At 38.8% G+C, this 25,243-nt stretch carries 30 protein-coding genes and 1 tRNA gene; 19 read left to right on the top strand and 12 right to left on the bottom strand.

What is annotated here, in order from left to right; all coding sequences use genetic code 11:
* The first annotated feature begins 68 nt into the window (after positions 1-68).
* Positions 69-422 (top strand): YnfA family protein, encoded by a 354-nt coding sequence (locus E0H94_RS02530; RefSeq protein WP_131324991.1) that lies wholly within the window; start codon positions 69-71, stop codon positions 420-422.
* Positions 423-428: 6 nt separating this feature from the next.
* Here E0H94_RS02530 and E0H94_RS02525 read toward each other — a convergent pair whose 3' ends face one another.
* The 4 genes from E0H94_RS02525 to E0H94_RS02510 all read right to left on the bottom strand — a co-directional run bounded on the left by E0H94_RS02525 (position 429) and on the right by E0H94_RS02510 (position 3,124).
* Positions 429-902 (bottom strand): hypothetical protein, encoded by a 474-nt coding sequence (locus tag E0H94_RS02525; RefSeq protein WP_131324990.1) that lies wholly within the window; start codon positions 900-902, stop codon positions 429-431.
* A gap of 91 nt (positions 903-993) precedes the next feature.
* Positions 994-1,914 carry an ornithine carbamoyltransferase gene (gene argF / locus E0H94_RS02520; protein WP_131324989.1) on the bottom strand — a complete coding sequence of 307 codons (921 nt, stop codon included), beginning with the start codon at positions 1,912-1,914 and terminating at the stop codon, positions 994-996.
* A 106-nt stretch (positions 1,915-2,020) separates the two neighbouring features.
* On the bottom strand, positions 2,021-2,671 hold the full coding sequence (locus E0H94_RS02515) for a TetR/AcrR family transcriptional regulator (protein ID WP_131324988.1): 651 nt from the start codon (positions 2,669-2,671) through the stop codon (positions 2,021-2,023).
* 222 nt (positions 2,672-2,893) lie between these two features.
* On the bottom strand, positions 2,894-3,124 hold the full coding sequence (locus tag E0H94_RS02510; protein ID WP_131324987.1) for a hypothetical protein: 231 nt from the start codon (positions 3,122-3,124) through the stop codon (positions 2,894-2,896).
* Positions 3,125-3,265: 141 nt separating this feature from the next.
* On the opposite strand from E0H94_RS02510, the gene E0H94_RS02505 reads away from it, so the two are divergent.
* Positions 3,266-3,760 carry a CinA family protein gene (locus E0H94_RS02505; protein WP_131324986.1) on the top strand — a complete coding sequence of 165 codons (495 nt, stop codon included), beginning with the start codon at positions 3,266-3,268 and terminating at the stop codon, positions 3,758-3,760.
* A gap of 318 nt (positions 3,761-4,078) precedes the next feature.
* Here E0H94_RS02505 and E0H94_RS02500 read toward each other — a convergent pair whose 3' ends face one another.
* Genes E0H94_RS02500 through E0H94_RS02475 form a run of 6 tightly spaced genes read right to left on the bottom strand, consistent with a single transcriptional unit; the run spans position 4,079 to position 9,947 of the window.
* Positions 4,079-5,023 carry a phosphatidate cytidylyltransferase gene (locus E0H94_RS02500; protein WP_131324985.1) on the bottom strand — a complete coding sequence of 315 codons (945 nt, stop codon included), beginning with the start codon at positions 5,021-5,023 and terminating at the stop codon, positions 4,079-4,081.
* Positions 5,020-5,706 (bottom strand): lysophospholipid acyltransferase family protein, encoded by a 687-nt coding sequence (locus tag E0H94_RS02495; RefSeq protein ID WP_131324984.1) that lies wholly within the window; start codon positions 5,704-5,706, stop codon positions 5,020-5,022. The genes E0H94_RS02500 and E0H94_RS02495 overlap by 4 nt, the downstream gene beginning before the upstream one ends.
* A gap of 14 nt (positions 5,707-5,720) precedes the next feature.
* Positions 5,721-6,164, bottom strand: a complete 444-nt coding sequence (locus tag E0H94_RS02490) for a hypothetical protein (RefSeq protein ID WP_131324983.1) — start codon at positions 6,162-6,164, stop codon at positions 5,721-5,723.
* Positions 6,161-7,513, bottom strand: a complete 1,353-nt coding sequence (locus tag E0H94_RS02485; RefSeq protein ID WP_131324982.1) for a phosphatase PAP2/dual specificity phosphatase family protein — start codon at positions 7,511-7,513, stop codon at positions 6,161-6,163. The genes E0H94_RS02490 and E0H94_RS02485 overlap by 4 nt, the downstream gene beginning before the upstream one ends.
* A gap of 6 nt (positions 7,514-7,519) precedes the next feature.
* The gene (locus E0H94_RS02480) at positions 7,520-9,274 is read right to left on the bottom strand and encodes a bifunctional alpha/beta hydrolase/class I SAM-dependent methyltransferase (RefSeq protein ID WP_131324981.1); all 1,755 of its coding nucleotides are present in this window, start codon (positions 9,272-9,274) and stop codon (positions 7,520-7,522) included.
* A 22-nt stretch (positions 9,275-9,296) separates the two neighbouring features.
* Complete coding sequence (locus tag E0H94_RS02475) at positions 9,297-9,947, bottom strand: CDP-alcohol phosphatidyltransferase family protein (RefSeq protein WP_131325349.1); 651 nt, start codon at positions 9,945-9,947, stop codon at positions 9,297-9,299.
* Between the two features lie 160 nt (positions 9,948-10,107).
* Between E0H94_RS02475 and ybaK the strand changes: the two genes are divergently transcribed.
* From ybaK to E0H94_RS02415, 12 genes are all read left to right on the top strand, one after another.
* Positions 10,108-10,575, top strand: coding sequence for a Cys-tRNA(Pro) deacylase (gene ybaK, locus E0H94_RS02470; RefSeq protein ID WP_131324980.1), 468 nt, complete (start codon positions 10,108-10,110; stop codon positions 10,573-10,575).
* 206 nt (positions 10,576-10,781) lie between these two features.
* Positions 10,782-11,549 carry a hypothetical protein gene (locus E0H94_RS02465; protein WP_131324979.1) on the top strand — a complete coding sequence of 256 codons (768 nt, stop codon included), beginning with the start codon at positions 10,782-10,784 and terminating at the stop codon, positions 11,547-11,549.
* Between the two features lie 239 nt (positions 11,550-11,788).
* Positions 11,789-12,010, top strand: coding sequence for a transposase (locus E0H94_RS02460; RefSeq protein WP_131324978.1), 222 nt, complete (start codon positions 11,789-11,791; stop codon positions 12,008-12,010).
* Between the two features lie 170 nt (positions 12,011-12,180).
* Positions 12,181-12,390 (top strand): cold-shock protein, encoded by a 210-nt coding sequence (locus E0H94_RS02455; RefSeq protein WP_016167826.1) that lies wholly within the window; start codon positions 12,181-12,183, stop codon positions 12,388-12,390.
* 180 nt (positions 12,391-12,570) lie between these two features.
* Positions 12,571-12,647: transfer RNA gene (locus E0H94_RS02450), tRNA-Met, on the top strand.
* Between the two features lie 739 nt (positions 12,648-13,386).
* Positions 13,387-13,623 carry a hypothetical protein gene (locus E0H94_RS02445; RefSeq protein ID WP_131324977.1) on the top strand — a complete coding sequence of 79 codons (237 nt, stop codon included), beginning with the start codon at positions 13,387-13,389 and terminating at the stop codon, positions 13,621-13,623.
* A 270-nt stretch (positions 13,624-13,893) separates the two neighbouring features.
* Positions 13,894-16,038 carry a bifunctional mannitol-1-phosphate dehydrogenase/phosphatase gene (gene mtlD, locus E0H94_RS02440; RefSeq protein WP_131324976.1) on the top strand — a complete coding sequence of 715 codons (2,145 nt, stop codon included), beginning with the start codon at positions 13,894-13,896 and terminating at the stop codon, positions 16,036-16,038.
* 216 nt (positions 16,039-16,254) lie between these two features.
* Positions 16,255-16,899: a 2'-5' RNA ligase family protein gene (locus E0H94_RS02435; protein ID WP_227548534.1), complete on the top strand. Its 645-nt coding sequence runs from the start codon at positions 16,255-16,257 to the stop codon at positions 16,897-16,899.
* Positions 16,881-17,402: a bifunctional adenosylcobinamide kinase/adenosylcobinamide-phosphate guanylyltransferase gene (gene cobU, locus E0H94_RS02430; protein WP_131324975.1), complete on the top strand. Its 522-nt coding sequence runs from the start codon at positions 16,881-16,883 to the stop codon at positions 17,400-17,402. The genes E0H94_RS02435 and cobU overlap by 19 nt, the downstream gene beginning before the upstream one ends.
* Positions 17,399-18,451, top strand: a complete 1,053-nt coding sequence (gene cobT / locus E0H94_RS02425) for a nicotinate-nucleotide--dimethylbenzimidazole phosphoribosyltransferase (RefSeq protein WP_131324974.1) — start codon at positions 17,399-17,401, stop codon at positions 18,449-18,451. Before cobU ends, cobT begins: the two co-directional genes overlap by 4 nt.
* 10 nt (positions 18,452-18,461) lie before the next feature.
* Positions 18,462-19,067, top strand: coding sequence for a histidine phosphatase family protein (locus E0H94_RS02420; protein WP_131324973.1), 606 nt, complete (start codon positions 18,462-18,464; stop codon positions 19,065-19,067).
* Positions 19,064-19,822: an adenosylcobinamide-GDP ribazoletransferase gene (locus tag E0H94_RS02415; RefSeq protein ID WP_131324972.1), complete on the top strand. Its 759-nt coding sequence runs from the start codon at positions 19,064-19,066 to the stop codon at positions 19,820-19,822. Before E0H94_RS02420 ends, E0H94_RS02415 begins: the two co-directional genes overlap by 4 nt.
* Before the next feature lie 17 nt (positions 19,823-19,839).
* Here the strand turns inward: E0H94_RS02415 and E0H94_RS02410 are convergent, their stop codons facing one another.
* A complete protein-coding gene (locus tag E0H94_RS02410; RefSeq protein WP_131324971.1) occupies positions 19,840-20,535 on the bottom strand; it encodes an LrgB family protein in 696 nt (231 codons plus the stop codon).
* On the bottom strand, positions 20,532-20,966 hold the full coding sequence (locus tag E0H94_RS02405) for a CidA/LrgA family protein (RefSeq protein ID WP_131324970.1): 435 nt from the start codon (positions 20,964-20,966) through the stop codon (positions 20,532-20,534). Before E0H94_RS02405 ends, E0H94_RS02410 begins: the two co-directional genes overlap by 4 nt.
* 101 nt (positions 20,967-21,067) lie before the next feature.
* On the opposite strand from E0H94_RS02405, the gene E0H94_RS02400 reads away from it, so the two are divergent.
* The 5 genes from E0H94_RS02400 to E0H94_RS02380 all read left to right on the top strand — a co-directional run bounded on the left by E0H94_RS02400 (position 21,068) and on the right by E0H94_RS02380 (position 24,870).
* Positions 21,068-21,967 (top strand): LysR family transcriptional regulator, encoded by a 900-nt coding sequence (locus tag E0H94_RS02400; RefSeq protein WP_131324969.1) that lies wholly within the window; start codon positions 21,068-21,070, stop codon positions 21,965-21,967.
* A 275-nt stretch (positions 21,968-22,242) separates the two neighbouring features.
* Complete coding sequence (locus E0H94_RS02395; protein ID WP_131324968.1) at positions 22,243-22,656, top strand: YeeE/YedE family protein; 414 nt, start codon at positions 22,243-22,245, stop codon at positions 22,654-22,656.
* Between the two features lie 2 nt (positions 22,657-22,658).
* Positions 22,659-23,084 carry a YeeE/YedE family protein gene (locus E0H94_RS02390; RefSeq protein ID WP_131324967.1) on the top strand — a complete coding sequence of 142 codons (426 nt, stop codon included), beginning with the start codon at positions 22,659-22,661 and terminating at the stop codon, positions 23,082-23,084.
* On the top strand, positions 23,081-23,959 hold the full coding sequence (locus E0H94_RS02385) for an MBL fold metallo-hydrolase (RefSeq protein ID WP_131325347.1): 879 nt from the start codon (positions 23,081-23,083) through the stop codon (positions 23,957-23,959). The genes E0H94_RS02390 and E0H94_RS02385 overlap by 4 nt, the downstream gene beginning before the upstream one ends.
* A gap of 143 nt (positions 23,960-24,102) precedes the next feature.
* Positions 24,103-24,870: an alpha/beta fold hydrolase gene (locus E0H94_RS02380; RefSeq protein ID WP_131324966.1), complete on the top strand. Its 768-nt coding sequence runs from the start codon at positions 24,103-24,105 to the stop codon at positions 24,868-24,870.
* Positions 24,871-25,243: the final 373 nt, after the last annotated feature.

The raw sequence follows: 25,243 nt of genomic DNA, 5'->3' as shown, positions 1-25,243 counted from the left end.
CGGGTTATTTTTTGCTTATTTTTTAATAGCACTCTATTTATAGTTTTCTGACGGTGACAAATATCTCTATGGATATGCCATTAATCAAAATTTTGACCACAGTTTTCTTATTTATACTTACAGCAATTGCTGAGATTTTAGGTTGCTATTTTCCATATTTAATTTTAAATCAAGGGCGTTCTTATTGGCTATGGATCCCGACAGCACTTAGTCTGGCTATTTTTGTATGGTTACTGACTTTACATCCCGCAGCTTCTGGTCGAATTTATGCTGCTTATGGTGGGATCTATATTTTTTCGGCACTCATGTGGTTGCGATATGTCGATCAAGTCATGCTTTCAAGATGGGATGTATTGGGTGGAGCAATTGTATTGATTGGGGCTGCAATCATTATTATGCAACCCCAAGGACTAATCAGCTAAACTTAGTTATTCAAAATTACAGTCTGAGTTCTTTAAAGTAAGATTATAATTTTTTTGTTCTGAAGTGAGTTTAATTTGAACTTGATATGGATTTACTCTTTGGAATTGGTGTTCAAAAAATTTCGGACAGCTATGAACTAATGTTTTTTTCATCATTTCATGGACTTGATCATCACCAATATCTTGTGCAAATTGTTTAAAGTCTGGAGCGGTAATAAGCCCTGAGATTTCCATGTGGTTTGCATATAAACGCATTTTTTCAATCACGATGTTCTGATCGAGTTGGTAAGGCATCGTACGAGAATCTTCATCACTAATATAATCAAGAATTTCATTTAGGGCAGTTGTGTTCTTAATGGCGTAGTTTTGATCGATAATTTTTTTCTTTAGTAAATATTGATCTAAATCTGTGGGTTGTGCCAAAGCAATCATGGTGAAAGTCGTGGTGAATACACCCAGAATAATCTTTTTTAATAGCATGTGTTTAAATCACTTATAGACCTTATGGTTTTGATTATATCGTTGCGAGCATAAAAAAAGCACCCAAAGGTGCTTTTTTTATGCGTAATTTCTAGTCTTTTTTTAGATTTTCATTCATCAAAAATTCAACCAAAGCTTTTTGAGCATGTAAGCGATTTTCAGCTTCATCCCAGACTACAGCATTCAAATGGTCTAGCATGGTTTCAGAAATTTCTTCACCACGGTGGGCGGGTAGGCAATGCATGAATAAACAGTCAGGATGAGCGAGGTTCATTAGGCATTCATTGACTTGGTAATCAGCAAAAGCTTTTTCACGGATTTTTTGCTCTTCTTCTTGTCCCATACTTGCCCAGACATCGGTCACGATCAAGTCAGCATTGACTGCTGCATCTTCCGCAGAGTCTACCAATTCAACACAATGAGCAAACTCAGATAAGAATTTCTCCTGTGGTTCATAACCTTTCGGTGCAGCAATTTTTAATTTAAAGCCCCACATATGTGCAGCTTCGATGTACGAATTACACATGTTATTGCCATCACCAACCCAAGCAACGGTTTTACCTTCGATTGAACCACGATGTTCTAGGAAGGTTTGCATGTCTGCAAGTAATTGACATGGATGATGGTCATCTGTCAAAGCATTAATCACAGGGACTTTTGAATAAGAAGCAAAACGTTCAACAATATCGTGTCCAAAAGTTCGGATCATCACGATATCTAACATGCTTGAAATAACACGTGCTGAATCTTCAATAGGTTCGCCACGACCGAGTTGGGTATCTCGTGGAGATAAGAAAATTGCACTGCCACCAAATTGGCTCATTCCAGCTTCAAACGAAACGCGTGTACGGGTGCTCGATTTTTCAAAAATCATGCCCATAACTTTACCAACGAAAGGTTGAAAAATTTCGTTGTCGTGCTGTTTTCGTTTCAATTCGATTGCACGATGCAAAATTTGGTTGAGTTCTAAAGTCGATAAATCGCGTAAGGTAAGAAAGTGACGTAGAGCCATGGTTACTCCACAATAATTGCTGTTTCATGTACAACAATTAGTTGTTGGTTGGTTAAAAGAAAAGACTAACAGTTATATACTAAAAATGTTAGGAAATGCAAAAAAACTAGGTTTTTTGATGACCGTCTAAGAAGCGGTCGACACAATAATGAATATATTTTAAGTTTTCTTGCTCATTTTCTTGTACATAGATATTCATGAGCACTTGCCATTCTAAATTACGTACGATGCCAAAAAAGAGTTGGGCGGAATATTGCGGTTCTTCGCATGTAATAAGTCCAAGCGCATGAGCTTTAGTTAATATACAAGCAATCGCATTTTGAATATGCTTTGGACCTTGTTCATGGATATGTTGAGCAAGCTGAGTGCTACGTTGCGTTTGCTCCATAATGAGACGAAAGAAAGAAGCATTTTCAGGTAAGACAAGATGAATTTGTAAATGCAGTAAAGTTTGAATGAGGTAATGACGTAAGTCATCTTTCTCTATATCGAAGGGCATACAAATATCTTTAAAAAACTGCTCACGACGGTAGTCACAGATTGCGGTAAATAGACCTTCTTTATTACCAAAATACTTGTAGATCGATGCTTTGGAGCCACCCGCATGATTGACGATATCATCTAATGAAACAGCATCATAGCCATGTTGTAAAAACAACTCATTTGCACTTAATAAAAGTGCAAGACAACGCTCATGCCCACGTTTGGTATGTGGTACATCGCGTGCGAGAGGTTCTAAATCTGCTATATCATGCATGTTTTTGAAAAGTATCTTTAAAAATCACTTGAAATTATAGCAAAAGTTTGCGCAATTTTACTTAATCCATAGTATTTATATGTATTTCTGCTGTTATGAGATTAATTAATAACACTATATTTATCTATTGTTGTAATGCATTAATTTTTAGATCGGATCAATCATAACATGGAGTAACGTTTCTCCATGTTATTTAAGGTTTTGTGGCTTAGTGACTTAAGCTTATTGTGCGATAACTTTAACTAAAATGGTTTGGCTTTCTTCAAAGTCATCTTGAATTTGTTTGCGCTGTAATTCCTTACTTTTTACTTTGAAATCCCGATTTTGAAAGTGAATAACTAATGGAATCTGATCAAAATATTGGCTATCTGCGTCTAATTCTTCTTCAAACAGTGGTGTGCCAAGTTGATAATCTTTACTTTTTAAAACCACATATTTGACGGTTGTTTTCATTGTAATCTCTGCCTTTGTTTCTATGCTTTATTTTTAGTTGTATCAGTTTTTAAGCACGGAATAAACCGTTATGCTTAGGGTTTGATTAGGAATTGGACAAATAGCACTTTAAATAGTGTCATGACGTGCAATGGGGAAATTATGCTCAAGCAATGTTGTAATGAATTAGAGCGTCAGCAGCTTAAAATAGCATTCATAGAAAGTGCCAGCTCTGGTTTTTTATGCAGCCAATTTTCTATTTATAAACATAGCGGTGCGGAAATTTTATTGGGAAGTTTGGTCTGTTATGATCCGAGTATTAAGCTACAAGTGTTGCATCTTGATCCAAAGTTAATTGAGCAGTATACAGCTGAGTCGGCAGAGGTTACACGGGCTTTGGCAAATGAGGGGAAAAAAATATTTACTACAGCCGATGTAATTGTGGCTTGTACAGGTTTATTAAAACCTGGCGGTAGTGCAACAATAGAAAAACCAGAAGGGACTTTTTTTATTTCAATTCTTTTTTCTGGAAAATTATATGATTATCGTTATTTGATTGCAGGTACGCCACAACAAAGATTAAATGTACTGACAGAAAAAGTCGCAGCGTCAGTTTTGTTATTAATCACGATGGACAGTAAATTGTCTGCGAAGTAAGAAAGATTTGATGTTTGCCTGATAATGTTTAATTTTTGTCTGTAAATGTCAAAATTTGTCACATCTTTGGGTTGTAAATGTAGCTTAAATGTGTCTAAATAGGAATACCTCGTAATAAATGGGGGTGGGGTATGAAAGCTTTAGAATTATTAATAACGTCATCGTCGGTTGTGATGTTGATGGTTGTAGTTTATGCCTTTGGGCAAATGATGCATTAACGACTTTGAAAATATCATCTTATTTTTAACGTAAGATAAACCCTAGTTTTATAACTAGGGTTTATTATGTTGTGTGGTATAAAAAGAACAGCTTCTTTTTTTAACTCCACCAATAACGCAAAATATGAAAAAAAATCGGTGCTGAGAAGCAAATTGAATCTATGCGGTCTAACATGCCACCATGACCATGAATAAGTTGTCCCCAGTCTTTGACACCTCGGTCTCTTTTAATTGCAGACATGACCAAACCGCCAAAAAAGCCAAAGATACAAACAATCAATCCAATGAGTGCTGCTTGCCAGTAACTGAATGGTGTTAGCCATTTCATAAGAATGCCTAGACCTGTTGCCAAGAAAATACCGCCTAAAAGACCTTCAATGGTTTTAGATGGTGAAAGGATCGGTGCAACTTTATGTTTTCCAAACAGCTTTCCACAGACATATTGCAGTACATCAGAGGCTTGTACCACAATAATCAGCCAGATGGCTAACCAGATTTTTTCGCCTTCAAAGCCAGGTAATTTTAAATTGATGAGTGCTGGAACGTGCGAAATACAAAAGACACAAACCATGAGTCCCCATTGGATTTTGGCACTTCGCTCTAAAAAGTGTTTGGTGTCTTCCTGTTTCAAGCTAGCGATTGGAATTAACAGAAAAACATACAATGGAATAAAAATGGAATATAGACCGTACCAATCGATATAGACCAAATAATATTGATAAGGAATAACAAAATAAAAAGCGATTAATAATGGAAAATAATCACCACGGCGTGTAGGCAGTAGACTGATAAACTCTCTAAGTGCAAAAAGTGAAATAAGGGCAAATAGCAGAATAAAGGTCACTTTTCCCATTAATATTGCGGTAGCAAGGACAATGAGCATGACCCACCAAGCATTGATTCGTGCATTTAAATTATCGATGACTGGTGAAACATGCTGAGCAGTCCGTTGCTTTAATATCCAACCGATGGTTGAAGCAAAGATGAGAATTCCAGTGAAAATCGCAAAGAGTAAATAGGTTTGCTGTAAGTTGGTTACGGTCATTGGAACTCAACCTCTTTCAATGCTAATAATGCTTTCTGTGCTTGCAATAAGAAGTCATTTTTATCTGTATCGGTTGTGAATGTTAATGGAGCACCAAAAATCACAGTCGATAATAAGGGTAATGGGACTAAAGCCCCTTTGGGCATTACACGTTTAAGGTTGGAAATCCAAACAGGAATGACTTCAACTTCTGGAAATTGTTGGCTTAAATGATATAGCCCACTTTTAAAGGGTAAGAGTTCTACATCATCATTTAAGTTACGCGTTCCTTCGGGGAAAAAAATAATAGAATCACCTTGCTGAAGGACATTTTTAATCAGTTCGAGTGGATCTGACTGTCCATTATGATTCCTCTGAATCGTTACACCTGTAAATGTGTCATGAATGAGAAAACGTCGAAAGCCATCTTTCAGCCAATAATCTGACGCTGCTATTGGTCGAGTTCTACGGCGGATAGGTGTTGGTAATGATGACCACAGTAAAATAAAATCGATGTGGCTATTATGATTGGCATAGTAAATTCGCTGCTTGGTGGCAGGTTTACAACCGATCCATCGACTACGTGCACCTGTTAACAGTCGTGCGCTACGACGGGTTAAAAAAGCAATAAAACGTGCCAGTGACTGAGAAAGAAAATGGGTTTTATGGTCGGTTTCAGTTGAGGAAGAATTTGTACTTTGCATAACGTCACCGAATTTTATTTTTGTTGTAATAAAAATATCATGAGCGATATTAAAACGATATATTGGCATAAAACCATAACGACATGAAGCTTAAATAAGCGCATACAGCCCTGAATACGGGCATCCCAACTACGCTGTTGCTTTTTGGTAGGAATGAGTCCTAATTCGAGTAAGCTCTGGTCAAGTCTTTGCGTTTTCTGTGCTATGGATTGTGCATCTTCAAAGTGCTCTGAGTTAGTCCCTATCAAACTGAGCAGCTCGGCATCAAACTTAATCCGAATACTAAGGTAATGTTGAAGTAGACATAAAATAAAAATAACGATGAGAGAAAGATAAACGCCAACGGACTGCCAAGCATAAAAAAAATAGCACAGAACAGATAGGGTAAATGCGACATAGCCTGCATGACGGATACCGTCTGTATTTTGCAGTAGCTTGGCGACAATCAGTAATTTCATGTCTTTACCTGCTGTAAATATTGTTTTTGATAGCTGTTTATCGCTGCAAGTTGCTGAGTGTTGAGTACAATCCAAGGTCGGGCCTGACGAATGATTTGAATGGCATCATCCACTCGATTGGCATGTCCCGTTTGGAGCAGCCATGCAGCAAGTATACTGCTACTACGTGAATAACCTAAGGCGCAAAAAATCAGCACTTTTGTGTCGCCGTATTGTGAAGACATTAGTTGATTTAATGCCTGTACCGCAAGATTTAACTGTTCAGCTTGTAGCGGAATAAGATCAAGACTCAAATACTGTTGATACGCGTGTTGCTGTTTGATAGGAAGCTCGGCACAGCAATCAAATAAACCATCATACTGCTGCATATTTTGAGCTGAGGGAATTCGACCTAGAAAAATTTGGGTGTTATCTATGTTTAAAATAAAAGAATCATGGGGATGTGTTCTGGTCCAGATACGGCTATTGAGTTTTGCCAAAAGAAAATAAGGCGCAAATAAGATCCATGCGGCAATGCTTGTTGTGCCATCGGGTCGTTTCTGAAAAAAATGTGGGCGATTAAAAGCATAGGCACAAGCAACCAAAAATAAACTACTTGCGGGATAAGCCAGCCAAAGCATCCATCCTTTAAAAAGCAGAGCTAAGAATGCCAGAAGGCATGCTGCAATGAGATAATAAGTGGCTAATTTAAAATGCTTTAAAGTTCGTTGTTGTACTTTTTGTGTCTGTAATGGAGATGGCGCATACAGCGGAAATAACCACAAACAGAATGCACCGACCCAAATGCCAGTCGGGATATCAATAAAATGATGCTGCCAAGTAGTAAGTACCGATACACCAATCAGAAAACTCCAAAGATCGACAAACCAGCGATAAGAGGAAGGTACATGTCGACGATAAAAATCCCACAAGATCATTAACAGGACAATATGTAAGGATGGAGCTTGATTAAACGGTTTATCAAAACCCATCAGAATATCAAACCAAACACCAAAGAAGCCTTGTAGTTCGGGGCGCTCAAAGCTGAATTTCAGTGGAAATAATAAAAAACAGCCAATGGAAATGAGTTGTGCGCTGAACAGGCGTAATACATGCTGTTTGAGTTCAAATTTATTCCAGCACAGTAGCAGCGATAGCCCATAAAATAAGTCGATTGACCAATAAGGAACAATCGTCCATGGCCATAATGGAATATGTTTTTCCCAGGAGAATACAATACTAGGAACGTGACTAAGCCCCGCAGCATAATGATTGGCAAAGCCATAACTTAAAAAGAAAAAAGGGGCAAGAAATAACAGGCAGAGTATTCCCCATTTCCATGTACCTGCCTGATGTGTGAGTGCCTGCATAGAATGTTACGACTCGATCTTTTGCGCGACAGAAACCGTAAAAATGCCGAACTCATCAATACATTGATCAATTTTCTTAAATCCAGCTTGTTCGACTAAAGCATCCATCTCCGCCTGTGACCGTAAGCGCATGACCCATGCTTCGCCTTGACGATGTGAAGTGAGTGCGCGGGCAATAAACTCTTGCTGCGGATGCCAAATTTGCCCCGTATAAATCAGATAGCCATCTTTGAGCATGGCTTTGTAGAGTCCAGTCAGGGATTGGCGTAATAAATCATTATCACTAAACAGCTCATAGAGTCCTGAAACAACCGCTAAGGTTGCTTTGGGTTTAATGTTTGCGAGAGACGCCGTATCAAAGGCATCGGCTTGGACAAAATTTGCAATTTGGCTTAAGCCTCTTTCTTGAATGAGTGCTTGCCCAGCTTTGACATTGAGTTCGCTATAATCACGTAGCAGAATAGATTCGGGTTGTTTCGGTAATTGTGCAACTGCATCTAAAATATAGCGCCCATGTCCAGCCGCAATATCTAAGATACGAACTGGCTTACGTTTTTTAGCCAACAATGCGGCATATTTTTCCAGTAGGGATTCAATATTTTGTTTACGGGCTCGTATGCCACGCCAACCAATGGCATTTAAATACTGTTGATCAATGACTTTACCCAGTAAATTTTGGCTTTCTGGTTGATTACGATAGACGAAGTCTAAGGTACTGCCAGAGTCATAACCCGTTTGTTCACCAATTTTAAGCCCCTTTGAAAACTGACTGCCAAATTTGAGTTGACGTTGAGTCAAATCCCAAAACAGTTTCTTAAGGGATGTTTTGGGTAGTGCTTGACTAAATTGTTCAGCAGTTGAGCAACTTGAACCAATTTTATCGGCATTTAAAACGTCTGGCGTATCATAAGGATGCGCAAAACATTGTTGAATAAAGCGACGGACTTTTTTAATGGCAATCTCACGGTTTTGTTCGCCTAAAGTGTCGTGAAAAAAACCATCTAAAACATGAAATTCTTTATTGGGATGTGCCAAACGTTCATAAAAATCCCGTTGTGGTTTTTGCTGTACCACGAAGTCGGCACCTGAACATAGGACTTGAGTGGGTACATAGATATTTTGAGCATCTTTAACCAAACGTTCGGCAGCATCATACAGCCCGAGCAACATCCGTACAGAAATGGCTCTGGCAATTTTCGGGTCATGATCATATTGTTGGGCACGCTCTAAGTCATGCGTCAGCATTTTGGCTTTGACATAACTTTGGATAAAGAAATTGCCGCGTAATTTATTCAGTAATGTTAAACCTTGTTTGGCAAAGGGTACATACAACTTAATATCAAAGGCAGGCGATGCCAAACATAAGGCACGAATTTTAGGGGCATAGTCATGTACCCATGTGGCTGCCAATACAGCCCCGACACTTTGAGCAATAATTGCAATATTTTCAGGTGGGATGGCATAGGTTTTTTCAATATGTTGAATAAAGTATTGAATGTCTTTCACACAAGCAGAAAAACTGGGTGCATCACCACGTTCACCAGGCGATTCACCATGACCGCGTGCATCCCATGCAAAAAAATCAAAATCAGGCAGGTCTAATTCTTCAACCAAATGTGCCATACGACCCGAATGCTCATGCCCACGATGAAACATCACAATGGCTTTTTTATCGGGGTTATGCGACGAAGCCCAATGTTGATAGAACAAGGATGTGCCATCATGGCTGGTGAAATGTTTCTGGCTGTTGTTATAAGGCATTCTTTATTGTCCTAATGATCAATTAATTTGAAGTCTTTTGAATCGCATGACGTATGCGGTTATAGATTGTTATCATGAGCAAAAGTGCAATGACGGCTAATAAGCCATTGCTCATTAATTGTTGTAGTTTAAATGTGAGATGTTCTGAAAAATATTGGCTGAGTGTATAGAAGACGGCTAAAACACTAAACCAGAAAGCTCGGTCACTTTTCCCCATAGGTCCATCATAACGTCGTTCTTGTCCAATCACAGGGGCCATGACTCCTGCATATTCACTCAGGATGGCTAAGAATACAACGCACAATAGTAAGGGTGCAGATATGCCGCTTAAAACGATAAAGCACAAATAAAGCGCCGTATCTGAAATCACATCACACAATTCATTCAGATAAGCACCCAATTGTGATTGTTGTTTGAATTCACGTGCCAACATGCCATCAATTGCATTAAAGGCCATGCGAATGAGCATCCAAATGGGAATAAGTAGGAAATAAAATGTATTTGCCAGTGTTGGTTTGCTAAAAATAAAACCTAACCAACCTGCTAAAAGCAACGAAATGAACATTGCAAATAAAGTAACCTGATTTGCCGTAATGCCATGTTGATATAAGCGGCGAACGAAAGGTCGTAATAAATTCTGAAAAGCTGGCTTAAGCTGATAAATAGAAGGCATTGGCATTTTTTTAAGTATCATATTTTGATTGAATTGTACTCATTTCAGGAAGTTGAATTCAAGTCATGTGACTTTTAGAACAAAATAGCCTAAGTTGAATTCACATTTCCATTATGAAATGCCTATAATTATTCAGTGTATTTCAAGAGTAGAAACAAAGATGACGCCAGCCTGCAAATTACTAAAAAGCAAAAAAATTGATTTCTCTATTCATGAATATGAACACGATGCTAGTGCTAAAAGTTTTGGTTTAGAGGCAGCAGAAAAGCTGAACTTAAAAGTAGAGGAAGTGTTCAAAACACTACTGGTCACGGACGATAAGAACTATTACGTTGCGATTTTACCCGTACATCATTTACTAAACTTAAAAAAAGTAGCCGCTGCGGTTGGGGCAAAAAAATTGCATATGGCTGATCCTAAAGATGCTGAGCGCTTAACCGGTTATTTGGTCGGGGGAATTAGTCCAGTTGGACAAAAGAAAAGACTTAAAACTGTGATTGATGGAAGTGCTGAAAGCTTGTCAAAGATTTACGTCAGTGGTGGAAAACGTGGCTTAGATATTGGTTTAGCGCCACAAGACCTGAGTGAAGTATTAAGTGCAGTATTTGCTGATGTGATCGATGAATAATCACGATATTTTGCCCGATGCATTTAAGCTTATTTTCTGAAGTGTTGCTGACCTGATTATTCATGTATCTGATTTTGCTAAAATTTATATACGGTCGTTTTAGAATTTGAGTCTACATTGTGTTATTTAATCAGCTGATTTGTTTCGAGAAAGTCAGAATGATAATATGCCCGACCTTAATATGTAGCAAACAGGGATGAAATAAGATGGGTAAAAGTCGGATTGTAGCAATGCTATGCATGAGTCTCTTGCCTTTATGGGGATGTTCTGTAGCACCTGTAACAGCGCCTGCACCACCAGTTGCCATGATACCTATTCATGATTCAGATGTGATGACTCGCCAATTCACAACATCATTGGCCGATTTAACGCCTGTTGCGCATAGCACAAGACCTTCCGCCGTGATCTTTTTTAACAAAGGTGTGAATGCCAGAAAATTTAACAAAGCATTGTGTGAGGGCTTTGTGCAATTAGAAACTGCCGAGGATGTTGAGGCGGGTGAAGGCGTGGCTATTGAGCATCAGGTTGTAACTAAAGTGCCTGTAACAACAAGCCTGTCGCAAAATACCCGTGATTGCGATTTAATTTTAAGAGTATATGACTACAATCTTGCGGAAAGTGAATTGGTGAAGCTCAACCCTAAGTTGGTGTATTCAACGGGTCCTTTTATCGCAGTATACAATCCTAACTCTTCTCAGATAGATCAGATTATTGATTTAAGAGGTACCTCTCCAGCAGATTTGGAGAAATTTGGGAAAAACTGGAGTGCTATCTTTACTCAGGCAGCTCAGCAGTATGAGAAAATGAATGCAAATAGATCAAATTTAAATAAAGAAACAGAATTCAATGTTTGGCTATTCGTTCGAGATTTATTTCAAGCCACGGTATGTGTTACAGACCCTAACCTGATATACATTTTTAATGAGCCTGCTGGAAAAATAGCAGATATTGTGTGTAAAGGGACGAAGGTATAAGTTTGTAAAAGCCCATCATCAGATGGGCTTTTTTGTGCAGTTTGCTACCAAGCCTAGATCGCGTAGTATGCACATCCAAAGTTGGATACATCCTGATATCCATTTTATATGCTTTGCTGATGTAAATATTATAAGTTCATAGGCAAAATGCCTTTTTATAGAATAATCTCCAAACTCCTGAAAGCTCTTATTTATGAAATACTTTTTGTTTGCAAAGGCTCAATATATGAGTAATTAAGTTGATTTTTTTAAATGGCTGGACCACAGCAAGAGTCACAAATGGCGATGAAATAGGTGTGAAAATTATCCCTCTGAAGCGAAAACAAAATAACTTATTTGGTGTGAGCTGGGTCGAAGTGGGCAAACAGATTGAATTTGAGTCTGGTGAAAAATGCTCTCTCAATGTTGATGCTAAATCGTTTTATACCGCGCTGCACAAACTTTACAAATTAAATGGTTAAATATTCTATTATTTAGTCAATAAAGCGTGTATAGTTGTGCGCGCTAGAACAATAATTTTATTGTGTTTACTGATTTTATTGTGTTGTTGATTTTCATCCTGCATTTTATTAAAAGTTTATGTTTAATAAATTATTTTCTATTATCTGCTCAATCGTATAGGAAATATATTATGTCTAATTTAACTACTGGTACTGTAAAGTGGTTTAACGAAACTAAAGGTTTTGGCTTTATTGCTGCTGACAATGGTGAAGATGTATTCGCTCATTTCAGTGAAATCCAAACAAATGGTTTCAAAACTTTGCAAGAAGGCCAACGAGTACAATTCACTGTTACTGCAGGGAAAAAAGGTGCTCAAGCTAGTGGTATTACAGCAATCTAAGCTTTAATCCATTGCTTAAAGTATAAAAGCTCGCTTTAGGCGGGCTTTTTTCTTGCATGGTGAAAAGTATCTGGTTTGGTCATTTTAATTAAAAAGAGTTTATTTTTCACACCATAAGTAAGTAATTTAAAATAAAGTTTGCTTTATCTTCCGTTAGCGCGTATAAAGTCAACTCGTTGATGCGGGATGGAGCAGTCTGGTAGCTCGTCGGGCTCATAACCCGAAGGTCGTTGGTTCAAATCCAGCTCCCGCTACCAACGAAAAAAGATTTAAAGTTTATAGCCCAATCTTCTTAGATTGGGTTTTTTTATGCATGATTGATGGGTTTGGGGCGAGTAATCCACACACTGGATGTAGCTTTATAGCTGTCTGTTGCAGTGAATGTGTTGTTCATTGCCATGTTGGCTTATTTGATTGTTATGTCTACTCAGCAGAAGACTGAACTGCTTCTTATCGTTTTTCTATCTTCTAATAAGCTTTCTCTGGTGAGCAATCTTGGCTTGATCCAAATTTATTGCGAGTGGTTCTGCGGATTAACTTAATCAACCACGAATTATTTTCGAGAATAAAATTTTAACGGATTCAAGTGTACGGAAAGAGCCATCAATTTTTGATGCCTTTGTATTCGGATTTTTTATTGAATTGAGTTGTATCAATAGGGGGTTGAACAGAACAACAATAAAAGGAAGTGTGTGGTTCGTTTTGGATGAATGCGTATTTGAATAATAACCATCAATGCGAAGCAGAATTTAAGCATTTGGTTGAGATTCTAAATAAACTTAGTTGTTTGCTCCGCGACATTGATGAAGACGTTAAGCCTAATCCTATCAATGTTATTGATTGATCCTTCATGGTTGAGGATGTTTTTAATTTCGCCTTATAAATGCTTTATAGGCCACAACCTATTTTGAGCTGGACTTTTTATTTACTGGTTATTTGAACTCAATTCAGGTAAAAGTAAGCAATGCATAGAGTAGAACAATAGAGGATAAATACGTGGATGATTTAAGCTTAGAAATTTTAGACCAGACCATAGATAAGTACGAAGCAAAAGGCAAAAAAATTAAGAAAATTCGCGTTGGATATAAACTATACGCAAAATTTATGGCGGATCAAAAGTTCGCAGATGAAGTAATTAATTCAGCATTAGATCCAGATAAGCGTAGCTATCGTGGAATTAGAGTTAAAATTACCCATGACGATTATGAATTAACTTTTCTAATGAAAAATTAATTTTAGATGCTGTAATTTTAATCATTTAACCTACTCAATATTTTGGGTAGGTTTTTTTATTGTTTTTAATCATCCTTAGTAAAAAAGCCAAAATAGATTTTTGTTACATGAACTTACCGATAATTAAACAAATAAAACATGAATTTGAATAATTTAGGTTTTTATGATGGTTTTTTGATCAAAATTATTTCATATCGTGTCATTTTGACTCAGCTATTGTGTTTTTGATTAGGCTAAAAGCTGTACATAACAATAATTTGAGGAGCATAAATGCTGAAATTTCATGATGATGTGATACTGGGTGCAATTTTTGATATGGATGGAACAATGTTTGACACTGAGCGTCTTCGGTTTCAAACATTGAAACAGGCATCTCAGGAACTGATCGGTCAGTCTTTTTCCAATGCGTACTTAATGGCATGTTTAGGTTTAAGTGCCAAAACTGCACATGTATTGGCACAGGAAACCTATGGCGCAGATATTCCTTATGCAGCAATTCGTAAACGTGCCGATGAATTGGAATTAGAGTCTGTACGGAGCTATGGCGTTCCCATTAAAAAGGGGCTTGTTCAGGTTCTAGAGCGTTTAAGAAAGTCGGGTTTGCGTATGGCAGTTGCAACGTCTAGTCGCCGTGCCATTGCAGAAGAATATTTGATTAATGCGAATGTATATAAATTCTTTGATGTGGTGGTGTGTGGTGATGAAGTTGAAAAGGGTAAGCCTCATCCTGAAATTTTTCTGACGGCAGCGGAAAAGCTCAATTTAAACTCTGACCAATGCTTAATGTTTGAAGATTCGGAAAATGGCGTGACATCGGCATTTGAAGCCAAAGGTATTACGGTTTTATTGAAAGATATTAAGCCAGCAAATGCCAATATGCGTGCCAAAGCCAATTACTATTACGAAAACATGTATGACTATCTGAAAGATTTAGATGCTTATATTGCAAAACAAGATTTACCCCAGTTACAAGAATCTTTTCCTCAAACTTTGAATCAGCTAACTGTGGGTATTCATGGCTTTGGGGCCATTGGTGGTGGTTATTTGGCGCAAATCTTGTCGCACTGGGATGGTTACACGCGACCTAAGCGTATCGTAGCTTCGACGCGGAATGCTTTGTTTCGTGAGGCGGTAAATGCTTTTGGTGGTTACTGTATTCGCTATGGACAAATCTCTTATGATGAGTCAATTCAAAATATGACCGTGATTGATGCAGATAATGAAGCACAAATGACGGAGATGTATGTTGAATCTAGTTTGATCGCCGTGTGTTTGCCTGAAAATGCCTTAGTACATGAAGTAAAGATGATTGCGAAAGGATTGTATGAGCGCCATACGCATCAAGCAGGGCAAGTAAAAGAACCGCTGACCCTTTTGATTATCTTGAACAAGGTCAATGCCAAACAACTCTTCCTTGATTATTTACGACAAGCCTTAAATGAATTAACCAGTGTAGCTATTATTACCGAGCAAATTTTACAACAACATTATTTTTGCGATACCGTAGTGAACCGTATGGTGTCTAAACTGAGTCAGAAAAATCTATATCGTCAGCTCAAAATTAAGTACAACATTTTTAAACAGTTTCAGGAAGAAGTCGAAACTGAAAATGCCGATTCGGATGAAAGTCTTCAGCTGGATTCGACCCAAGAGCATCAAGCCGCTGTGTATATTGAAGATTTGCGCCGTAATTTCCAACCGAGTCATATTCTACAGAGTATGGATTTAATCCTGTTTCATGCAGAGTTGGATATGCCAATTTATGTGGAAAACCAAAGCCCTTTACTGAGTAAAATGCGACAAATGGTTCTGGTAGATGATATTTCCGAGATTCAGTTGATCAAGAACCGTTTGTGGAACGGAACCCATGCCATGATGGCGTGGTATGCCCACTTGCTTGGATATGAAACTATTGGGATTGCTATGGGGGATGCACGTATTCAGAAGTTTAGTCAGAATCTCCTGAATCAAGTGAAGTCTGGCTTGTTCCAGCAACTTCCACATCGGGAAGCTGATTTAAACCGCTTAGCGCAGAGTTTTATCGACTCTTGTAAATTTGCTTTTAAAGATCCTTGTTCGCGGGTAGCACGAGATCCTTTACGCAAACTGGAGTCAGGTGAACGGGTTTTATCTTCTATTCAGCAGCAAATCTTGAGTGGACAAGCCTATGATCAATTGATTGCGGGTGCAGTATTGGGTTATGGCTATGCCATTTTGCATGATCAGATAGCTATAGATGATGTGATGAGTACGATGCAAAATGAAGTAGAAAAGATGTTACTTAGCATTCCACAGCAACAAGCGTTACTGATGCAATTAAAGCGTGGTTTAGCTGATCTGCTTCAGCATCCCGATCAGTTTGATCCTAAACGAATTTCAATTCATTCAAGTGATACATCTGCTGTTTGTGCATAATTTGAATCATTTTCAGCACAAGTTGAATATTTATAAACTTTGCCTTGCATGAGTCTGGCAAAGAACGTGTTTTAATATCACTTTGCAGTACATCTGCTGTTTGTGCATAATTTGAATCATTTTCAGCACAAGTTGAATATTTATAAACTTTGCCTTGCATGAGTCTGGCAAAGAACGTGTTTTAATATCACTTTGCAGTTTAAAGTGATATTAAACGTGTTTTTAGATCACATTCATTATGTTGTTCCCACGATTCACCGTGATTATCCAGAATGGCATCATGGTCGGGAGCACTATGCATTGTGGTATATTGAAATTCAAAATCCAGACTTGATTTTGTATCTTAATCAAGTTCAAGATTATTTCTCCGAATATTTATTATTTCCCAATACACGTCAGTTTCATATCACACTGTTTATTTGTGGTTTTTTAGCACAAGATCAAGCCATTTTTGATGATGACTTCACGCAACAGCAATTCCAACAACAATATGCGCAGTTGAGGTTAAGCCGACCAGAAAAATTTAAACTTCAAATAGGTGCTCTGAATAGTTTCAGTAGTGCTTTATATCTAGAGGTTATTGATACTAACTCAGCTTTAGAGCAAATCAGAGCGCAATGTGCCCAGTTTAGTGATGAAATTGCGGCATTAAGCTATTGTCCGCATATTACTGTGGGTTTATATAACGCTGCGTATCCCAGCCAAAGTATTTTAGACAAAATGGCTGCATTTTCTGCTCAGCAGTTTGAAATTGACATTAACCAGATCAAGTTTGGTTATTATCAGGCCCAAGTCTTACAAGGTCCTTTACATACTCTACAGAACATTTCATTAGGTGACGTATGTTGCAACTCATATTAGGGGGTGCCCGTTCAGGTAAAAGTCGTTTGGCTGAACAGATTGCACAAGATTCGGGGCTTAAGGTTCACTACGTGGCAACCGCTCAGGCTTTAGATGCTGAAATGCAGCAACGGATTCAACATCATCAATCACAACGCCCATCACATTGGCAATTGAGTGAAGAGCCGCTGTATTTGGCCGATTGTTTGCAGCGTATAGATGCGCCAGAACAACTGATTTTGGTCGATTGTCTGACCTTATGGATGACCAATCTCTTATTGGTAGATGATCAGAGCTTATTGGCACAGCAGATGCAAAAATTACTCGACGTTTTACCGACTTTATCTTCCACAATTATTCTCGTGAGTAATGAAACAGGTTTAGGCGTTGTGCCTATGGGAGAGTTAAGCCGTAAGTTTGTGGATGAATCGGGGCGACTGCATCAACAACTGGCACAGCTTGCCGATAAGGTGGTGTTTTGTGTAGCGGGATTATCAATGCAATTAAAAGGAGACAAATCATGAGTTGGTGGTTAGAGGCGTGTCAACAACCAAATGATGCAGTGAAACAACGTGCAGAAGCGCGCCAATTACAACTCACCAAGCCTACTGGTTCTTTGTCTGAGTTAGAACGTATCGCAATTTTATTGGCAAGTTTGCAGAATAAAGATCAACCCGATATTCAAGCGCCGTGGATTAGTATTTTTGCTGGCGATCATGGGGTGATGGAAGAGAATATTTCGGCTTATCCTCAAGCAGTGACCCGTCAAATGTTGCTCAATTTCACCACGGGTGGTGCCTGTATTAGTGTCATTGCCAAGGAATATGCGGCGACTTTACAAGTGATTGACTGTGGTACGGTGGGAGATACTTATCAATATCCCCATGTCGAAACCCATTGTATTGCTCCAGGCACAGCCAACTTTGCCAAACAGCCTGCAATGACAGAAGCACAATGTATTGCAGCCATGAATTTGGGTAAGCAAAGTGTCGAACGTGCCGTAACGGAAAAAGCCTCTATTTATATTGCGGGTGAAATGGGCATTGGCAATACCTGTTCAGCTTCTGCTTTGGCATGTATGTTACTCAACGAAGTTGCGGAACAACTTACAGGGGTTGGCACAGGCATTCGTGCAGAGCAATTAGCACATAAAAAACAAGTGATCGATCGTGCGGTGGCATTACACCGTGATTATGTTCAGCAAGATGCTTTCAAAGCCTTATGCGCCGTTGGTGGTTTAGAAATTGCTGCGATGGTCGGTGCATATATCCGTTGTGCGCAATTAGGTCTACCAATGGTCGTTGATGGCTTTATCAGTACGGCTGCTGCACTGGTTGCAGTCCAACTGAACCCTGCGGTACGTGAATGGCTGCTGTTTGGACATCAGTCTGCCGAATATGGGCATCAACGCTTATTGCAAGAGTTAAATGCAGAGCCGATTTTAAAACTGAATTTGCGCTTGGGTGAAGCCAGTGGTGCAGGTGCAGCACTTGGGATTATTAAATTGGCATGTCATTTACATAATCAAATGGCGACATTTGCAGAAGCCGCTGTGATTGGTGAGAAAATTTAGGAAATCTGCTATGCATTTAAAGATTGATCTACTACGACATGGCGAAAGTGAACTGAGTCATACGCTGCGCGGTTCACTGGATGATGCTTTGACAGCTAAGGGTTGGCAACAGATGCTTAGCAGTATAGATCAATCTCAAAGTCTACCTCAGCAATGGGATATCGTGTTTTCCTCACCTCTGCAGCGTTGCCGTATCTTCGCGCAACACTTTGTAAAAGAGCAGGATATACCGCTTATTTTAGATAAGAACCTGCAAGAAATGCATTTTGGCGATTGGGAAGGACAGTCGATACAACAGCTATATGAACAATTTCCTGAAACTTTGGCAGACTTCTGGCAAAAACCAACGCAGACTACACTTCCTAATGCGGAAACTATGCATCAGTTTCATCGCCGAGTCAGCACAGCGATGGCGAACATACAGCAGCAGATGCAGCTCAATGGTTGGCAATCGGCCTTGGTGGTCACGCATGGTGGTGTAATTAAACTGTTAAAATGTATGGTGTCACAGCAACCCTTGGATGATGTGTTAAAAATGTCGGCTGAATTGGGGCAACTCAATTCTTTTCATTGGGATACCGCAGCACAGACGCTTAGTTTGCAGGAGTTAACATGACTCCATTTCTGATAGCTTTACAGTTCTTGACTACGTTACGAATTCAACTTAGAGAAATGCCGACGGCTGAGCAGAATGCAAACTCGATTTTATTTTATCCCTTGGTGGGGCTGATCATTGGGTTGATCTTATATACAGTGGCTTTATTGCTGTCTGGATTGTCTACAGTTCTACTCTCAAGTTTAATTCTGGTGCTTTGGATTTGGTTAACAGGAGGTTTACATCTCGATGGTTTGGCAGATACTGCCGATGCATGGGTCGGAGGCTTTGGAGACAAGGAGCGTACACTTCGTATTATGAAAGACCCGAGTTGTGGTCCTATTGGGGTTCTAAGTTTAATTATTGTCTGCGTATTAAAATGGGCTGCCTTATATGTATTGCTCGAGCAGAAAGCAGCACTGGCTTTATTACTGTTTCCATTACTTGCACGAATTTCGCCTTTGGCTTTATTTGTGAGCACACCCTATGTTCGTTCTAATGGATTAGGTTCGAGTATGGCAGCGCATTTGCCTAAGCGCCGTGTATATGGCGTGATTGTACTCAGCTTGAGTCTGGTCTTGTATTTTTACGGTATAGGCTTACTTACAGGACTGGCATGGGTGCTAACATTCTTTTATTTGCGTGCTAAGTTTCTGCAACGTCTAGGAGGGATTACAGGAGATACCATTGGTGCGAGCATTGAGTTAAGTGAAACAATCTGCTTGTTGATATTTGTGATCGGCCTGAATTATTTACCGATGAGTACCTTGTTTTAAGTTTTTTAACCAACTAATTAGCCTAAGCAACGTAATACCAGATGAATTAAACTCGGTCCGAGAATCACCATAAATATACCTGCCAAAACCATGGTTAAGCATGCAATCACACCTTCTTCATAATGACGCATGAATGCTTTACTGGTACCAAAGCCATGTGCTGCATTGCCTAGCGAAGCGCCTTGTGCAAAGGCGGAGTTCAGTTTTAACAGCAGTAGTACGGTGTCTCCCAAAAGTACGCCTGCAATCCCTGTAATCATAGTAAATAAAATCACCAGTTCGACTGAACCACCAATATGCGCGGTCAGTTCCATCGCAAAGGGGGTCGAGATGGAGCGTGACATTAGGCTGTAGGTGGTTTGGCTATCAAAATGAAACAGTTTTGCTAAATAAAAGGCACTTATTACACCAGCACTCATTCCAATCACAATCCCCAGAGCAATAGAAAACAGATGTTCGCGAATCAGTTGACGATATTCATAGATAGGGATGGCAAAGGCGATAGTTGCGGGTCCAAGCATCCAGACAATCCAATGGTTATCGAGCATATAGGTGTCATAGGAGATATGGAAACGCAACAAGATTAAAATCAGCACAAAAGGAACGAGCATGGCAGGGGACAGCAGCATATAAGGGTAACGATGATAGATTTTTTTCGCCAAGACGTACCCAATGATGGTTGCAATAAAACAAAATAGCGCCGTGAAGTTCATGAGTGTGCTTCCACTTTAGACTGACGATGATTTTGCTTTTGCTGAAGTTTACGTTCTAACTTAAAGCCAAAATGAACACTGTATGCGGTCATCACCATAACGCAGATGGTTCCTAATACAACCGCAAGAATGAGCTGCCAGCCTTGTGTGAGAAAGAGTTGTTTATATTTGACTAAGCCCACGACACAGGGAATAAACATCAACACCAATTCGGCAAGAATGAAATCTGCCCCTGATTTAATCCACACCAATTTCATGATGCCTGAGCTCAAGGCAAGCAGAAGCAGAATGAGTCCGATCACGCCAGCAGAAATAGGAAGATGAAAGAATTGCTGAATAAAGGAGCTGATCCACCATAGTCCAATTAAAAACAGCAATTGAGCGGTGACTTTTAGGAGATCGTGTACTTTTGATGCATCAGGAGAGGACATGACATGAACTGGTCTAATCAACAGGGTTTTATTGTAAAATTGACCTGAAACTTTAATTATGAATAATAAAAAAATAATTATGCAAATATGGAATATTTGGTGTGGATATTAAAAGTCTGCAAGTTTTTGTCACTCTTGTTGAGACGCAGAGTTTCACTTTAGCTGCTGAACAGTTGAATTTAACCCAACCGACCATTAGTAAAGCGATGCGCAGTCTAGAAGAGCAATTAGGCGTTATGCTACTGCATAAAGGGGAGGCAGGACGCAAACGCGGCGTAGCTTTGACTTATGTGGGACAGCAGGTGTATGAACATGCCTTAATTATTCTGAATGAACAGCAACGTATTTTTGATACGGTGACACAAGTAAGAGGCTTAAAGAAAGGTAAGCTGACTATAGGTCTACCACCTTTGGCAGCCATGATGCTAAGTACCGTGATTGCCAAATTCCATAGTCAATATCCACATATTGAGTTGAACTTTCTGGAAGTCGGGGCGACGGGCATTGAAGAGGCTATTTTACGTAAAGAGGTTGATGCTGGGGTGGTGATGGGAGAGTTAAAACCTTTACTGAGTGGATTTGAAATTATCAACTCACCGATTTGTCTACTAGCAAAGAAAAGCTCACATTGGCGTAAAAAACAAGAAATTAAACTGATTGAACTCAAGGAGGAATCCTTTTTACTGTACGCCAATACATTTACTCTAAACAATGTCATTATTCAGGCGGCGCAGTCGGTGGGTTTTGAACCGAAAGTGGCTTGCCGGAGTAGTCAATGGGACTTTATTGCCAAGCTGGTGGAGTCGAATGTGGGTATTGCTTTACTTCCTCAAGCCTATTGTGAGCGACTGAATAGCGATGAATTTCATATTGCATTACTCACTGAGCCGAAGATCAACTGGAACTTAAAGATGGCTTGGAACAGTACTGTTGCGATGACACCAGCAACACGCGCTTGGTTGAATATTATTGAAAATAATCTGGAAAGTATTCATTTTTAGTTGAAGAAAACTATATCAATTCTGTCCCAATCTAGAATCCATATGTTTGTTGACTAAAATGATTCTAGGGAATGTACGTCAAAGATTGTTCATTATCACCTCATATCAGTGTTTATTTAAATAAATGCCGATGAGTTGGAAGCTGCGGTTTTTGGATAAGGTCTTAAATGAATTCGAAAGGTGAGTTTGCATAAAATTCATACAAAATTACTCTTGAATAATTTATAAATAAACATATTATAAAAACATATATTGTTTTAAGTGGAACGCAGAAAATGCATGACTATCTAACCGCTTTTATCGGTGGAACACTACTGGGTGTCTCCGCCGTGGGTTATTTGTGGGTCAATGGTCGTATTGCAGGAATTAGCGGCCTAATTTCACAAGTCCTTAGCCCCAAAACCTTATTGAGCACACCTGCACTTTGGTTCTTATTGGGTTTAATTATTGTGCCATTTGCTTATGGGGCATTTACGCAACCACAGATTCAAATTGAAAGTTCACCATTCATTATGATTTTAGCGGGTTTATTGGTCGGTTTTGGTACGCGACTTGGTTCTGGATGTACCAGTGGTCATGGTATTTGTGGGATTAGTCGTTTATCAAAACGATCACTCATAGCAACAGCAACCTTTATGCTTGTAGGCGCCGTGACAGTGTTTGTAATGCGTCATATTTTGGGAGCGTGAACATGAAAAATATATTTGCCTTTATTTTTGGTGGTCTGTTTGCCATTGGTTTAATGTTTTCAGGAATGTCCAATCCAGAAAAAATACTGAACTTTTTGGATATTTTTGGAACTTGGGATGCAAGTTTGGCATTTGTGATGATGGGTGCAATTGCGGTGGCATTTATTCCTTTTCAGATACTCTCTAAACAACAAGCCCCAAAAACAGTGTTTAAAGAACCGATTGTAATGCCTAAGAATACACAGATTGATTCAAGATTAATTCTAGGGAGTGCAATTTTTGGTATGGGTTGGGGCTTAGCTGGTATTTGTCCCGCACCAAGTCTAACCTTGATTGGTTTGGGTCACTATCAAACGCTATATTTTATTACTGCGATGGTAATAGGTATGATGATATTTAATAAAACGATGGGAGCGAAATCGTGTTGATAAAACCAATCGTTAAGGCTTTTTTTGATAAAGAAACCAATACTTTTAGCTATGTGGTTACAGACCCGAATAGTCGCCAATCTGCCATTATCGATAGTGTGCTGAATTATGATGCTGCATCTGCAACGACAAAGACAACTTTGGCGGATGAGATGATTTCATATATTCAACAAAATAGCCTAAGCGTAATTTGGATTTTGGAAACACACGTCCATGCTGACCACTTAACAGCTTCCCAGTATTTAAAACAGAAGGTGGGGGGAGTGGTCGCAATTAGTGAAAAGATTGCGATTGTGCAGGAAACCTTTAGCACAATTTATAACCTTGCACCCAAATATTTTAATGCGACACGGTCATTTGATTATTTATTTAAAGATGGCGAACATTTCAAAATTGGTGAAATTGACGCTTATAACATTCCAACCCCAGGACATACACCAGCTTGCCTAAGTTACGTGATTGGTGATGCTGTATTTGTCGGAGACACGCTATTTATGCCTGATTATGGTACGGCACGTTGCGATTTCCCTAAAGGCAGTGCAGCCATTTTATTTGATTCAGTACAAAAACTGTTTGCTTTAGATAATAATATGCGCGTGTTCCTGTGCCACGACTATTTACCTGAAGGTCGTGATCACTTTGTTTATGAAACCAGTATTGCTGAACAAAAGATACATAATATTCATATCAATGAGAGCATTAAAAAAGAAGCATTTGTTAATATGCGGAATCAACGCGATGCTACATTAGCAATGCCTAAACTGATTTTACCTGCGATACAAATCAATATGCAGGCAGGAAAATTTCCTGAACCCGAGGAAAATGGGATTAGTTATTTGAAAATTCCATTTAATTTCTTTAAATCTAATGTATAAAAATGAAATAAATGCAAAAAAAATCAGGATAATACATCACAATTATCTCCGATTTTTAGTATTTTTATAAATAGCCTAAGCAAATTTATTGATTCTTAAAAACTAAAAAGCCACTATATATAAAAATACCTGATAGAAGCCCTATGATCCTTAATCATCAAATACAGCAATCAGTAAACCCAAGCGATTTAGAGCCAGTTGTACTTATTCACGGTTTATTTGGAAGTTTGAGCAATCTTGGCATGTTAGCTCGGACTTTGAACGAAAAAAGGGCTGTAATACAAATAGATGTCCGTAATCATGGTTTATCTGAGCATAGTGAACAGATGAACTATGACTTGATGGCACAGGATGTATTAGAAACTTTGGATCATCTACAAATTCAAAAATTTTCCCTCATTGGACATTCTATGGGTGGAAAAATAAGCATGAAAGTTGCAGAGAAAGCCGAAGATCGTGTAATGCGTCTAATTGTGTTAGATATTTCGCCATTTGCTTATCAAGAAAATCATCACGAACAAATTTTTAAAGCATTATTTGCTGTACAGGAAGCTGCACCACCATCTAGATTGCAAGCTACTGAAATTATGAAGAAATTTATCCAAGAAGATATGGTGATTCAATTTTTATTGAAATCATTCACGCAAGGTAAATGGCGTTTTAATTTAAATGCTATTTTTGCGCATTATGCAGAGATATTGTCTTGGCAAGAGATAAAGTCTTATAAAAAGCCAGTATTGTTTTTACGTGGTGGGTTATCTCCATACATTCATAAACCTGAGCATTTTGATGCTATTCAGAAACAGTTTCCTGTTGCTGAAATAAAAGAGGTTTTGAATGCAGGACACTGGCTACACGCTGAAAAGACAGATGAAGTTTTGTTAGAGATCTCTAACTTTTTAAAATCATAAGATCGTGTTCTACGGCGACTTTGTTTGGGCAAGGTCGCGTAACTTTGTGTTTGTATAGGTAGATTATATTGATTTCGTATAATGTGTCCTGATTATGTTACTAAGCCCCAGTGAGAAAATATGCTTTCCTCACGGGGCTTTTTAACATCAATCTGCATTATACGACATCGAGGATTCTGTGATTGAGGGAGGGAGGAGGAACGTTCGACCGACCGATTGAGCAGAATCATAGGGGAGTCCACGTCTCTAGAGTGGACTTAAGGCTCGAAAATGAGCTTTTTCACCTCAATTTATTTGGGTATTGTCAGTTTCCCGCTGTTTGTAACTTCAATATGGTCTAAACCTTCTTCAATTAGAATGTGAACTAATTCAC

This window comes from Acinetobacter sp. ANC 4173 (assembly GCF_004331255.1).
In the GTDB taxonomy this organism is placed as follows: Bacteria; Pseudomonadota; Gammaproteobacteria; order Pseudomonadales; family Moraxellaceae; genus Acinetobacter.
Note: the sequence above shows the minus strand (reverse complement) of the source record. Positions and strands in the feature narration are given on the sequence as shown.